This is a genomic window from Telluribacter sp., from assembly GCF_035998675.1.
Lineage (GTDB): Bacteria > Bacteroidota > Bacteroidia > Cytophagales > Spirosomataceae > Telluribacter.
In genome coordinates this window covers 304,138-316,918 of record NZ_DASYHI010000022.1, presented here as the reverse complement: position 1 = coordinate 316,918, position 12,781 = coordinate 304,138, and the positions used below count along the sequence as shown (strand labels likewise).

At 49.2% G+C, this 12,781-nt stretch carries 12 protein-coding genes; 6 read left to right on the top strand and 6 right to left on the bottom strand.

Annotated features, from left to right (window positions below; translation table 11 throughout):
• Nucleotides 1-3 precede the first annotated feature (3 nt).
• The 3 genes from VGN67_RS20765 to VGN67_RS20755 all read right to left on the bottom strand — a co-directional run bounded on the left by VGN67_RS20765 (nt 4) and on the right by VGN67_RS20755 (nt 1,695).
• Nucleotides 4-1,119: an NAD(P)/FAD-dependent oxidoreductase gene (locus VGN67_RS20765; RefSeq protein ID WP_327488822.1), complete on the bottom strand. Its 1,116-nt coding sequence runs from the start codon at nt 1,117-1,119 to the stop codon at nt 4-6.
• Between the two features lie 235 nt (nt 1,120-1,354).
• A complete protein-coding gene (locus tag VGN67_RS20760) occupies nt 1,355-1,480 on the bottom strand; it encodes a hypothetical protein (RefSeq protein WP_327488821.1) in 126 nt (41 codons plus the stop codon).
• Nucleotides 1,481-1,485: 5 nt separating this feature from the next.
• Nucleotides 1,486-1,695 (bottom strand): hypothetical protein, encoded by a 210-nt coding sequence (locus tag VGN67_RS20755; protein ID WP_327488820.1) that lies wholly within the window; start codon nt 1,693-1,695, stop codon nt 1,486-1,488.
• Between the two features lie 178 nt (nt 1,696-1,873).
• Here VGN67_RS20755 and VGN67_RS20750 point away from each other — a divergent pair, with 178 nt between their 5' ends.
• From VGN67_RS20750 to VGN67_RS20740, 3 genes are all read left to right on the top strand, one after another.
• A complete protein-coding gene (locus VGN67_RS20750; protein WP_327488819.1) occupies nt 1,874-2,278 on the top strand; it encodes a hypothetical protein in 405 nt (134 codons plus the stop codon).
• A gap of 289 nt (nt 2,279-2,567) precedes the next feature.
• Nucleotides 2,568-3,224 carry a hypothetical protein gene (locus VGN67_RS20745; protein ID WP_327488818.1) on the top strand — a complete coding sequence of 219 codons (657 nt, stop codon included), beginning with the start codon at nt 2,568-2,570 and terminating at the stop codon, nt 3,222-3,224.
• Nucleotides 3,225-3,329: 105 nt separating this feature from the next.
• On the top strand, nt 3,330-4,397 hold the full coding sequence (locus VGN67_RS20740; RefSeq protein ID WP_327488817.1) for a DUF5700 domain-containing putative Zn-dependent protease: 1,068 nt from the start codon (nt 3,330-3,332) through the stop codon (nt 4,395-4,397).
• A 114-nt stretch (nt 4,398-4,511) separates the two neighbouring features.
• Here the strand turns inward: VGN67_RS20740 and VGN67_RS20735 are convergent, their stop codons facing one another.
• Both VGN67_RS20735 and VGN67_RS20730 read right to left on the bottom strand, forming a co-directional pair.
• Nucleotides 4,512-4,940, bottom strand: a complete 429-nt coding sequence (locus VGN67_RS20735) for a hypothetical protein (protein ID WP_327488816.1) — start codon at nt 4,938-4,940, stop codon at nt 4,512-4,514.
• A gap of 266 nt (nt 4,941-5,206) precedes the next feature.
• Nucleotides 5,207-6,427: an ABC transporter permease gene (locus VGN67_RS20730; RefSeq protein ID WP_327488815.1), complete on the bottom strand. Its 1,221-nt coding sequence runs from the start codon at nt 6,425-6,427 to the stop codon at nt 5,207-5,209.
• Nucleotides 6,428-6,491: 64 nt separating this feature from the next.
• On the opposite strand from VGN67_RS20730, the gene VGN67_RS20725 reads away from it, so the two are divergent.
• The 3 genes from VGN67_RS20725 (at nt 6,492) to nadE (ending at nt 10,653) form a co-directional block, all read left to right on the top strand.
• Nucleotides 6,492-7,700 (top strand): DUF1343 domain-containing protein, encoded by a 1,209-nt coding sequence (locus tag VGN67_RS20725; protein ID WP_327488814.1) that lies wholly within the window; start codon nt 6,492-6,494, stop codon nt 7,698-7,700.
• A 21-nt stretch (nt 7,701-7,721) separates the two neighbouring features.
• The gene (locus VGN67_RS20720; RefSeq protein WP_327488813.1) at nt 7,722-8,465 is read left to right on the top strand and encodes a glucosamine-6-phosphate deaminase; all 744 of its coding nucleotides are present in this window, start codon (nt 7,722-7,724) and stop codon (nt 8,463-8,465) included.
• A 160-nt stretch (nt 8,466-8,625) separates the two neighbouring features.
• Nucleotides 8,626-10,653, top strand: a complete 2,028-nt coding sequence (nadE, locus tag VGN67_RS20715) for an NAD(+) synthase (protein WP_327488812.1) — start codon at nt 8,626-8,628, stop codon at nt 10,651-10,653.
• 150 nt (nt 10,654-10,803) lie between these two features.
• On the opposite strand, the gene VGN67_RS20710 is transcribed toward nadE, so the two are convergent.
• Nucleotides 10,804-12,624 (bottom strand): STN and carboxypeptidase regulatory-like domain-containing protein, encoded by a 1,821-nt coding sequence (locus VGN67_RS20710; protein WP_327488811.1) that lies wholly within the window; start codon nt 12,622-12,624, stop codon nt 10,804-10,806.
• Nucleotides 12,625-12,781 lie beyond the last annotated feature (157 nt).

The following is a 12,781-nucleotide window of genomic DNA, read 5'->3' as shown; positions in this document are numbered from 1 at the left end:
ACTTCACTGCTGATTTTCCAGGAGCTTTTTTACAATTTTTCCGGAATCAATCGAAATACTGCGAAGAACCCCGGTAAGTGGCGTGGAAAAACCCAGGAAGTACAGGCCCGGCAGGTCGTCGTACCAGAGTTGACCGGGGCAGCCGCGGTCGTTCAGGCGCGGCCCGATGCCTTCCACCAGTTCGCTGAGCAGGGCGCGATAACCCGTAGCCAGTATCACGGCGTCCAATGCCTGACGGGTACCGTCCACAAACTGTACCCCCTGCGCCGTAAAATGTTCAATATCCCGTTTGACCTTGATTTTACCGGCTTTGATCTGCGCCACGGTACCTATATCCAGCACCGGAATCCGGCCCGTGCGGATACCCTGCGTCGGGGAGTAGGTGGGCGTAGTGATACCGTAGGCCGAAAGATCGCCGATGGTCTTTTTCTGAACAAAGCGGGAAACCCGGTCGTAGGCCCAGTTGGGAAGCAGGGTACTTAGGACAATGGCCGAAAGTTGCGTGGGTTTGCCGCCCACGTCGCGTGTTACAATATTAACCGGGCTGCGGAGCGACAGGTAGGTTTCAACGCCGTTCTGGCTCAGGTCGAGGGCTATTTCGGCCCCGCTGTTGCCCATACCTACCACCAGTACTTTTTTGCCTCGATAGGTTTCGGCGTTGCGGTACCGGCTGCTGTGGATAAGCTCCCCTTCGTACAGGTTCCTGTCGCCCGGCCAGTGCGGAATTACCGGAATGCGGTTGTAGCCCGTACAAAGTACCACCTGATCGGCCTCAAACATATCGGTAGTAGTTTTGATTTGCCAGCGGTCCCCCCGGCGCAAGATTCGCTTTACTTCCTGGTTGAACAGCGGCTTTATGCCGTAGTGGCTGGCGTAGTCCTGCCAGTAGTTGAGCAATTTATCCTTGGGCACAAAAACCGGATAGTCGTTTGGTATAGGCCGGTGCGGCAGGCCCGAAAACCGCCGGTCGGTGTGCAGGTGGAGGCGGTCGTAATGGTGATGCCAGGCCTCTCCCACGTGTTGGCCTTTTTCCAGCAGGAGGTAAGGCATTCCTTTCTCGGCCAGTCGTCCGGCCACCGCCAGTCCGGAGGGACCGGCTCCAATAATAATCGTTTCCATTGCTACAGTAGGTTACAGCTAATCATAGGTTTGGCCCGGGCTTTCCTGACTGCAATTTTAATAAGAATTTGTATTGTAGAACAGGTACTTGCATGGGAATGTATTCAGCAAAGGTACTTACACAAAAGTGCCCGTTAAGCAGCTGCGTTCGGTATTGAGGCAACGGGTGCCCAACAGCCGCTGTATGCCAAAGGTACCCGCCATAAGCAATACAAATATAAGCGCCGATTGGGGGTTAAAAATAGCCAACGCCACCAAAGAACCCACCGAAATAAGTAAGGCCCGGTAAGGTACCAGCGGGTAGCCTGATGCCTTCCGAGATGGCCGGCGGAGCAAACAAAAATTCAATATTCTGCGCCATGCTCGTTAAAAACCCACCCCGCAGGCTATAGCCCGGCCAACGGGGTCGAAGGCATCACCGGCTTTGGGAATGGCGCAGGCCAGTTCGGCGTAGCTGAGCGTGAAGCAGACGTACATGACTACTACTATCCCCTTCGCAATGGCCATACCCAGGGTACCTCCTTTTTCCAGGCCGAGGTTCCAGCCGAAGTACATACCGGATATGACATAGCCCACGCCCAGGCCCTATAGCAGCGTAGGGGTGAGGGTACGGTGGAGGTGGGAGTTATCCTGAGACATACTGAACGAGAAGGTTTGGGTTCTCCTCCCAATTTCCTAAATTGTGGGTAGTTATGCAAGGGGCACCTTAAACCACACTCAGATGCGCTTTAAATATCAACAACTTCTCCTATGTTTGGTTGCTGGCCTATTTCTGGCGGGGTGTAAGCCGAAGGAGCTTACTTCCACCTGCCAGGGTTTTGAAGGAATTACTGTAACAGACCGATGCTACGTCCCTTCCGAGGGCCTTACCCTAAATGCCGTAGGCCACCGGGTGCCGGGGGAGCCGCGCCAGTTTCGCTGGTACATCTATCCGCAACGCGATACGGTAAACACCAACATCGCAGCCAGGTTTGAGAAGGTCTTGTTTGGTACCGATCAGATCACCATACCCGATTCGCTCCTCCGTAATTCTCCGTTGTTTGCAGTAAAAGTTGAAACTACCTGCGAAAACGGGTCGCTTGAGTCTATGTACTATTCATTCATCCGCCGCACCCGCCCCGGTACTTCCTGTGCGATCTGGGTGCGGAAGGAGAAGTAATAGTCAGGTTGACTAAGACGGAGTGCGTATACTTATCACCCAGTGGGCTTCTATACAATAAAAAGTCAGTTAGGCGATTTTGAGATTTAATAATATCTACCTACATTAATGCTACTTTCCATTTTCTTCTTTATACGTGACTTAAGGAACTGTAAAACTTTGAAAAACGACCTACAATTGGGTGTAGAGGCTATAGTTTAGCAACTCATACAAACCTATGGAACTACAGTCATAGCGGATATAAACGAAGCTAAGTGCGTTTGCACAGGACGTTAGCAGAAACTTTAATATGACCCGCAAATTCAGAAATTATCGAAATCATTTAAAGTTGCCAGCAATGCCGGACGCGGAAATAGTAAGCTTTCTTAATTCTGCTGTATTCAAAAATATAAACTGCTCTGATTTAAAACAGAGTAGATATTTCTTAGAAATGGCAAAACTTTATAATTATGAACCTATTATTTTAAGGTTTATTAGTGAAGAACCAGAAACGTTCGCTCGGTGTATCCACTGGTCTGAAGATATAGACAACGTGACAAGGATTCTGGCCAATAAGGCGGTAAAAGCCCTAATAACTAATGAATCACTTTGTTTTCATCAAGCCCCGTTAGCTGAATTAACAGATGGATGGAATATCAATTGGGACAATTTCGATAAACTTATATTTGAATATTTGAACCCATTATATTTTGACAGTGAATTAGCTGAACTTGTATGCAATGGTGGTTTATTTGAAAAATGGATTTACTCTGCTGCTGAAGCTAAAACTTGGGCAACTGTATTTGTTAATGAGATAATTCAAGGCAGGTTTGACGACTTTAAAATATATCAATTGGAAGAGGGTTGGTCAGGATGGTTTGGCGGTATGTATGAGGACTTGTCGTTCTTTATTTTTGATGAAGGTCGGGGTGAATTTTGGATTTTGGCGATGACTGATAGTGATTAAATAAAATCTTCTGCTAACAAATAGTTTGCGCTATTTTCCCTGCCCGCATGGGCGACACGCACAGCGCAAACTATAAACGTTGGGCAAAATAGAACACACGTGATTATGACATATTTATTGATCCATTTCATTACAATGGCTTGTTGGTTTGGACCTTCACAAATCAATACGAAATCACTAGATGCATATTGGGAAATTACGAAGAAGATTAAATCTGGTGAGTTGGTTACTGAACAAGATTGGGAAACACTATTAGCCTCTGATGGCTATAGGTTATACATAAAGAACAATGGGATAGATGTTAGCACAGTTAACATATTTAAAGAAAAACTAACCGCAGCTTGTCTTTTAGAGGAAAACGATTCTCTCTCTGCATTATACAAAAAAGACAGGTGGGTACAGCAATTGGCTAGAACGATAAGCCTACAATCAGAAACAACAGAGCATGTTGATAAGCTACAAACCATGTCTTATTTGGATAGCATGAAAGTGTTGGCTTATAAATACCTTCCTGTAAGGCTGATACAATTTGAGTATCAAGATCCTACCATTTATTTTTTAGTGTTTGACTATGATGGTAGCGCAAACATAGATGGTATTTTTATGAATCCTCTGTTATCCTTTGATTTAGATCAGCCAAAAATAGGTGCATTTGCTGCCCATGAACTTCATCACTTTATTATGGATCAGTATTCAAAAAATCAACATCAATCTCATATTGATTCAACAGACCGAGGTGCGATATGGGCCATTAAAAATGTGGCTAATGAAGGAATTGCGAATATGGTTGATAAGAAGTACGTCTTATCTGAAGCTTCCAACTATCAGGACAAGGAATGGTATTTAGAAAAATTAAAAGTAGCACCTAAATCTGTTGAAGAAATCAATTCAAGTTTAGAAAAACTAAGTTCCTTTGCTGATAGTAAACTATACGGCGCGGGATATTGGCAAGGGGTCATATTAGGTAACGGTCATTTTCCTGGTTATTTTATGGCTTGTGCTATTGAAGATGCCGGGTTTCATGAAGAGCTGAAACAGACTGTTGATAATCCATTTCAATTCTTCTTCCTATACAATAAAGCTGCAAGAAGTGCTGGTAACAAGTATCCAGTGTTTTCAGATCAGGCTATATCTCTTCTTAGAGACTTTGAAAAAAAATATTTCGTAAAATAATTTTGCTCGCAACATGAGTCCCGCAGTCGCTGGACATTGACGAGCGAATGCGGGAAGGGAACCGGAAAGGCTTCCGATGATCTGGCGCAATAATGAAGCTGAGAGGCTCCTCTACTACATTCTCCTAAATGTATAGGTGACGTTTCTTAGTACCTGATTAGTAGTATAGTCGTATTCCTTATCAATAGAGAATATTAGCTTATTTCTGTCCAGAAGTTCGTAGGAATAAACTTGAACCTTACCGATAATTTCAAGAGGTAATGCCTTTTTGTTAGAAAAATCTAGATTGCATTTGTCAGGGCCAAAATTGTATTCAAAAGTAAATTCATTAGAGGGAGCCTTGATAATTCCTTTTCTAGTAGTTGTCCCTAGAAAAGTAATTTGAACGTTGGAAGGGGACTCTGATACTACCTTACCAGTATTATCTGTATATTTGAAATCCGATAATATCCAGGACCCCTCTATTTTGTCTTCGATTTTTACATAGTCTGGTTTGCATGAAGAAGCGAAGATTATCACAATTATTAAGGCTAAATATCTCATTTGGCTGTAATGATAAGAACGGAAATAGTTTAAATAGCTATGAACAAGTGCTAGCTGTACAAATATCAGTATAAATAAGTAGGTCTACAATAGCCCTCCAGAAAAGTTATTTAACGGTGCTCCAGCTAACCAGCTAACCCTGATTTGTAATCAGGACGGTCCCCCACTGGGGTTGAGTCAGCCTGCGTTTTAAACCGGGACGCGCAGTCGCTGTTAGATGTTGCCCTGATTGCAAATCAGGGCAAGCGTACTAAACAAGCACACTTCTACTTCTTGAACAAGAGCGCCCGGATGGGCTGGATACGCGTAATGACGTAGGTGGGAATCAGGAGAACCATACTGACTACCAGCAGCGTAATGACGTTGATCATCAGAATGGTGAACCAGTCAAACACAATGGGTACGGTATCCATGTAGTAGTTGACGGGGTCGAGCGGGATGAGTTGAAACTGGTACTGTATCCAGCAGAAAAGCAAACCAACCACGTTACCAATGAGCAGGCCGCGCGTCACCATGTAGATTCCTACGCGCAGAAAAATAGTCCGGATTTGTCCGTCGGGGCTCCCCAGGGTTTTAAGCAGACCTACCAGCGGGGTCCGCTCCATGATCATTACCAGCAGGATTGAAATCATGTTGAAGCAGGCCACAAACAGGATGAGCGTAAGAAAAACGGCCGTGTTGCGGTCGAGTAGCAAGAGCCAGTCAAACAGGGGCCGGAAGCTCTCGGTTACTTTCTGAAGTACCATGTCCGGCGACATCCGGTCAAATACTTCCAGCGCTACTGGGTCCAGCTGTTCAAAGTCTTTGAGGTATATTTCGTAGGTACCTACCAGGTTGGGGTCCCAGTCGTTGAGGCGTTGTACCAGCGATATATCACCCAATACCAGGCTGTTGTCAAATTCTTCCAGTTCGGTTTCGTAAATACCTACTACCTGCAGCTTACGCGCCCGGGGCGGGTTCTGAACAAAGTACATAAGTACCTCGTCGCCAGACTTGAGCCGGAGCTGGGTGGCAATTTTGCGGCTGATGATGATTTCGGTGGAGTAGCCGCTGTCGGGCTTCTGGATCAGCCGCCCCTCCACAAGGCTCCGCTCAAAGAGCGTCCAGTCGTAATTTTCATCTACCCCTTTCAGGATCACCCCTTTGAGTTCGTCGGGCGTTTTCAGTATACCTGACTTATGGGCCACGGTATGCCAGTGCCGGATCTGTGGCATCTGGTCCAGGTCTTCGGCCAGGGGCGTATTCCGGGACAGCGGGCCTTCTTCGTAGGTGTTGCTGAGGGTGAGGGCGCTGACGCGCAGGTGCGAGCCAAACAGAAATACCTTTTGCTGAATGGTATCCTTAAAGCCAAATAAAACCGCAAACGCTACAATTCCGACCGCCACACCAATGGCGATACTGGCTACGCCGATCCGCGAAACGGTGGCCGAAAATGAACCTGCCTTATTGTGCCGGATGCGGCTGGATATGAACGAAGGAAATCGCAACAGGTAATGTTAGGTTAGTAAATTATTGATTAATTTGGCGAAAATAACGAAAAAACAAACTGTGATGAACTTCATCTCCATACTATCACTTTTTCTGCTTTGGTCGTGTGGTTCCAAAACTCCCCAGACTACCAGCGAGCCCAAACAAAAACCGGACCGCCAAACCCGGAATGTCCAACCGGTACTTGGTATCGAACGCACCGACGAGTACCTGCCGCTGCTCCAAGGGAAACGGGTGGGGCTGGTCGTAAACCATACAACCATTTTTCCCAACGGAACCCACCTGGCCGACTCCCTGCAAAAGCGGGGCATTACCATCCAAACTATATTCGCCCCCGAGCATGGCTTCCGGGGGATAGCGGCCGACGGGGCCGAAATAAAAGATGGCGTGGACACCCGCACCGGGGTACCCATTATTTCCTTATACGGGAAAAACAAAAAGCCGACGCCTGAGCAGCTACGGGAAATCGACGTAGTCATTTTTGATATTCAGGATGTAGGGGTACGCTATTATACCTACCCAAGTACCATGCACCTGGTCATGGAAGCCTGCGCTGAGCAGGGTAAGAAATGTATTGTTCTGGACCGCCCCAACCCCAACGGACATTTTGTGGATGGCCCCGTGCTGGACCGGAAATTCGCTTCTTTTGTGGGCATGAATCCCGTGCCGGTAGTACATGGCCTTACTTCGGGCGAGCTGGCCCTGATGATCAACGGAGAAGGCTGGCTGGAAGGCAAAAAACCGGCGGATCTGACCATCGTTCCCTGTGTGCAGTATACCCATAGTACCCCGTACAACCTACCCGTAAAGCCATCGCCCAACCTGCCCAATATGCAGTCGGTACTGCTGTACCCGTCCATCTGTCTTTTTGAACCTACGGTGGTTAGTGTAGGCCGGGGTACCGACACGCAGTTTCAGGTAATCGGTGCTCCCAATCCGGTTTATGGCTCCTATACCTTTACGCCCGTCGAAAAACCCGGGGCCGTTAATCCGAACAACGAGGGTAAACTTTGCTACGGACTGGACCTGCGCGGGGTCGACGCCAAAGCGTTGGGCTTTTCGCTTAAATACGTCCTGGACTTCTACCAGAAGGCCCCCGACAAATCAAAATTCTTTACCAGCGCGGCCTATTTCGATAAACTGGCAGGTACTGATATAGTCCGTAAGATGATAGAAGCGGGAAAAACCGAAAAAGAAATCCGGCAGGCTTTTGAACCGGAACTGGCCCGGTATAAAGAAATGAGAAAGAAGTACCTGCTTTACGCCGATTAACTATACATATTCTATTTTACTATGCTGGATTTTCAGGTTTATCCTACCTACGGACTCTTGTCCCGGGCGGCGGCCGATGTGGTGGTAAGTACCTTAGAGGCAAAGCCGGAGGCGGTCATTTGTCTGCCTTCGGGAAGTACCCCCCTGGGCATGTTTCGGGAGCTGGTACTTCGCCACGAGCAGGGGCTGGTCAATTTTACCCGATGTACCTTCGTGGGACTGGACGAATGGATTGGGATGGGGCCGGAAGAGGAAGGCAGTTGCCGACAGGTCATGGATCAGGATTTGCTTCATCCGATTGGCTTTCGGGCTGAACAAATCCTGTTCTTCAACGCCAAGGCCGACGATTTACCCGCCGACTGTGAGCGAATTAACCAAGCTTTACAGCAACTGGGGGGCCTGGACCTGATAGTACTTGGCATTGGTATGAACGGCCACCTGGCGCTCAACGAACCGGGTACTCCTTTTGACACCTACGCCCATATATCCGAGCTTGAACCCATCACCAAAGAGGTTGGACAGAAGTACTTCAAAACGCCCACTATACTTACCGGGGGCGTAACCATTGGCCTGCGGCACATGCGGGAGGCCCGGCAACTGGTCCTGCTGGCCAGCGGGGAGGCCAAAGCCCCGGCTATTGCCCGCGCTCTGAGGGGAGAAGTTACCGAATCGTTCCCGGCAAGTCTGGTTCAGGAGCATCCCGACGCCCTGGTTTTGCTCGATTCCGAAGCGGCTTCCGACCTCTTGCAACCCGGTCTATCGTGAAAAGCTTTCAAACCCTTTCCCTCCTTTATTTAGTTACCATAACAGCCAATAGTTAGTTAATCTGCCATCCGTGGCACCGTTACAAACGGTGCCACGGATCTTATACCTAAGTTGGGAGGTACCTTGGCAGTATGTACAAATCATCCATTTTTATTCGCTTATGACACTTATCAAAGTAGCCGCCGGGGTAGTAAACCAAACCCCGATGGACTGGAAAAATAATACCGCCAATATCATTGGAGCCATTGAGGTTGCTCGCCAGCAGGAAGTATCGATACTTTGCCTGCCCGAATTGTGTATAACGGGCTACGGTTGCGAAGACTATTTCATGTCGTATGACATTGTGGAACAGGCCAAGAAATGCCTGCTGGAAATCGTACAGCATACGGGCGACATTATTGTCGCGGTGGGGCTGCCCCTCCGTCACAACCACCGGGTTTATAACACGGCCTGCCTGATTGCCAACAAGCGTATTCTGGGTTTTTACGTCAAGCAAAATTTGCCCAACAACGGAATCCACTACGAGCCGCGCTGGTTTCACGCCTGGGCTCCCGGCGTAGTAACCCGGACCGAAATAGACCAGATGTCTTACCCCATTGGCGATATTATTTTTGATGTGTCGGGCGTTCGGCTGGCTTTTGAAATTTGCGAAGATGCCTGGATCTCCAACCGTCCCGGACGAACCCATTACGACCGGGGCGTGGATATTATGCTCAACCCCAGCGCCAGCCACTTCGCCTTTAACAAGTTCATGATCAGGGAGCGGCTGGTGGTAGACGCCTCCCGTACCTTTGGCTGTAATTATATATACACCAACCTTCTGGGAAATGAAGCCGGCCGCGCCATCTACGATGGTGATGCCATGATTGCCTCCAACGGAGAACTGCTGGTATCCAGTCCACGGTTCAGCTACGCGGATTATCTGATAACGACGGCGGTGATTGATACCGAATTTACCCGCCTGACGCAGGTACAGAACCTGGGGAGACTCGTCAGGGAAGAAACCTGGAAAATAGTAGCCACCTTCGATTTTCCGGATATTGAACCCGTGGCGCATCAGGTGGCTACCATGGAGCCTTTTGAAAGCGGAGGGGCCATCAAAGAAGAAGAATTTGCTCGGGCGGTTTGTCTGGCCCTGTTTGACTATTTGCGCAAAAGCCGGTCGCAGGGCTTTACCATTTCGCTGTCTGGAGGAGCCGATTCGTCGGCCTGTACGGCCCTGTGCGGTCTGATGATCCGGCTGGCCGATGAAAGTATCGGAATGGAGCAGTTTAAACAAAAGTTAGGCTATATCGGCAAAATTCAGGGAGCCGAAACGGTGGAAGCTATTTCCAAAGAGCTTATTCACAATATTTACCAGGGTACTGAAAACAGCTCCGAGGATACGCTTGAATCGGCCCGTTCGCTGGCGGAGTCCATTGGATCTACCTTTTATACCATTAATATAAATGGCTTGGTGGAAACCTACACCCGGCTGATTGAAGAGCAGATTGGCCGGCAGCTAAGCTGGAAAACCGACGATGTAGCCCTACAGAATATTCAGGCGCGGGTACGGGCCCCTGGTGTATGGTACCTGACCAACGTTGACAATCACTTGTTGTTGTCGACCTCCAATCGCTCCGAAGTAGCGGTTGGGTACGCTACGATGGACGGCGATACGGCCGGTGGCCTCAGCCCCATTGCGGGTATTGACAAGCACTACCTGCGTCAGTGGCTCCGCTGGCTCGAAACCATTGGCTGCGAAGTAAAGGGCAAGCATATCCGGATTGAAGGCCTCAAAAAAGTGAACAGCCTGCAACCTACCGCCGAACTCCGGCCGCAGGAGTACAACCAGACCGACGAGGATGACCTAATGCCCTACGAGTTGCTGGATTCGCTGGAAGAGCTGGCGATTCGGGATAAAAAGCCACCGGTCGATTGCTACCGCAATATTCTGGTGCGCTACGAGGGGCAATACTCACCCGAACTGATGCTCCAGTGGACCGAGCGGTTCTTTAAATTGTGGAGCCGGAATCAGTGGAAACGCGAGCGTTACGCCCCTTCCTTCCACCTCGACGACCTTAACCTCGACCCCCGTACCTGGTGCCGCTTCCCGATCCTTTCGGGTGGGTTTGAGCGGGAGCTGGAGGAACTGAGAGAGTATGCCGCCGAGAAAAAAATCAAACGCGCCAAGCGGATAGGGTTTTAGGTTAATTAGTGAATGAGAGGAATAGTGATTGAGTGAATGTTGAAGAATTTTATATGAGCGGAAGTTACGCGCAGAGTAATTCTCATAAACACTTCAACTCACTTTCGGCACTTTCCTGCTTTCCTCCTTTCCTCCTTTCCTGCTTTTCAATTAAATCCGATTGCAAAGCCGCAGGGCTGCCTGAAAGCCAACCCAGGCGTAGGTGGTACTACCACTATCCGGCTTGTTTCCTAACCAGATTGGTTCCATACCGCGTTGAACGCTGGTATTTATCAAACCGGCGTAGGGCGTGTGCAGGAGGTTCAGGGTGGGGCCTACAGACAGGGCAAGCCGCTCACTCAGTTTTTTCTCAAGGGCTACCGTCAGACGGTAGTGACCAGCCTGCGGTTCCCGCCAGAACTGGCGTTGAACCGCCAGCCGGTTCCCTATAAGGTCGGCGTTGAGTATCCAGCCCCGGCCCAGCCGCCGGGCTGTACCTATGCCGTAGCCAATGCTACCAAAGGGCTTTCCGGGTATGAAGGCATTCAGGCCCAGCGTAAAGATGTTATAAAAAGCAGGTACCCCCGTTTTAAAGGTAGCGTTGAAGTAGTTTAATTCGTCGGTGGAGAATTCATAGCGGCGGTACCCGTTTTTGCGGACATAGCTAAGGTACCCGAAAGGCGTAGTTGCCGAGGAGTCGGCGTAGTTGAGGAAGCCAATCTGGTGACCCCTCCGGACTATACCAGCGTAATTTAAACCGGGAGAAATCTGCCAGCCGTTCAGGGTACGCCCTACTACGTTAACTCCACCCGAAATCTGAAGGCCCCGGAAGTCTTCGGCGGTGGTGTTGACGGTACCCGCAATCTGAATGCCCCGAAATTCTCCGATGTTCAGGTTGCCGAATCCGGCAATCTGTAGTCCGTTTACATCGCGACCCACCAGGTTGGCTACCCCCGCCACCTGAATACCCTTTACATCCCAGCGTACAATATTAAACATGCCTCCCACTTCCAGCGCACCCACACCCAGCGAATAACCGGCAATCAGGTTAAGGGACAAATCATTGATTACGTTTCCGCTCAGCTGATGGTTAGTACCCAGAAAAGGTAGGATGGAAGCCTGGAAAGGCCGGTAGAGGGTATCGGTTATGTTTTCGGTATGGATGGCCTGGCGGGTCGAGGCAAAAGCTTCAACCATGTCATCCCGGATTTGCTGCAGACGCTCCTGTAGGGTGTAGGAAGGGCTGGTGGAAGGCGAAAGCGTATCGGCCGGTCCTGATTCAGCAACCGGAGTAGCCACCCTGGGAGCGTCCACTCTGGGAATCTCCACGCGGGAGTCGATGCGCGAAGGTACCGAGTCATGCCGGGTTACCAGGCGGGGATTCTGCCGCTGAATATGGCGAATGGTATCCGGAGCCAACGAAATGGACAGGTAGTAGTCCTGGCGCCGGGTAACCTCAATCGAGCGGGCGGCGTACTCTTCCTTCCGGACTTCCAGCCGCAGCGTGGGCTGGGCCGAGGGGAGTCGGATGCGGTAGTAGCCATACTCATTACTAACCGTTGACACCAGCGAGTTGGCTTCGTAGATACTGGCGTCGGAGAGCCGTTCTCCCGTTTTCTTATCTATTATATAGCCGTTCAGGATAAAATTATCGGGCTTTCGCTCGGGTTCGGCGGCTACTTTTTGTAAAATAATGTACTTGCGACGTTCCTTAAAAGAAACCGTGCCCTTGAATATTTCATTCAGGATTTCCCGCACGCTCTGATTGGTAGCATTGACCGACACCCGCGCTCTTACATCAATGGCATCCGGACTGTACGAAAAGCTACAGCCTCCTTTGTCTCCAATTTGCCGAAGTACCTCTTCAATGCGTTCATTGCTGACCCGCAGGCTAATTCGGTTTTCGAGCAAAGGCTGCGCCAGTAAGTGGTGAGTCGTCTGGAAAATCAGAAGTAGGAGGAGAAAGCCGCTATGTAATTTAATGGTAATCAAAGTAGTGGGTAATGAATTATAAAAGTGTATGAGTCTTTGCGTAGCCGGAGTTTATGCGTAGTGGCAAGTAGTTAACTATATTGGTTCTGATTATTCAAAATTCGGAATTAGTAGTGTACGAAGAAAATATTTCAGGTTCAAAAGCGGCCCCAGAGGC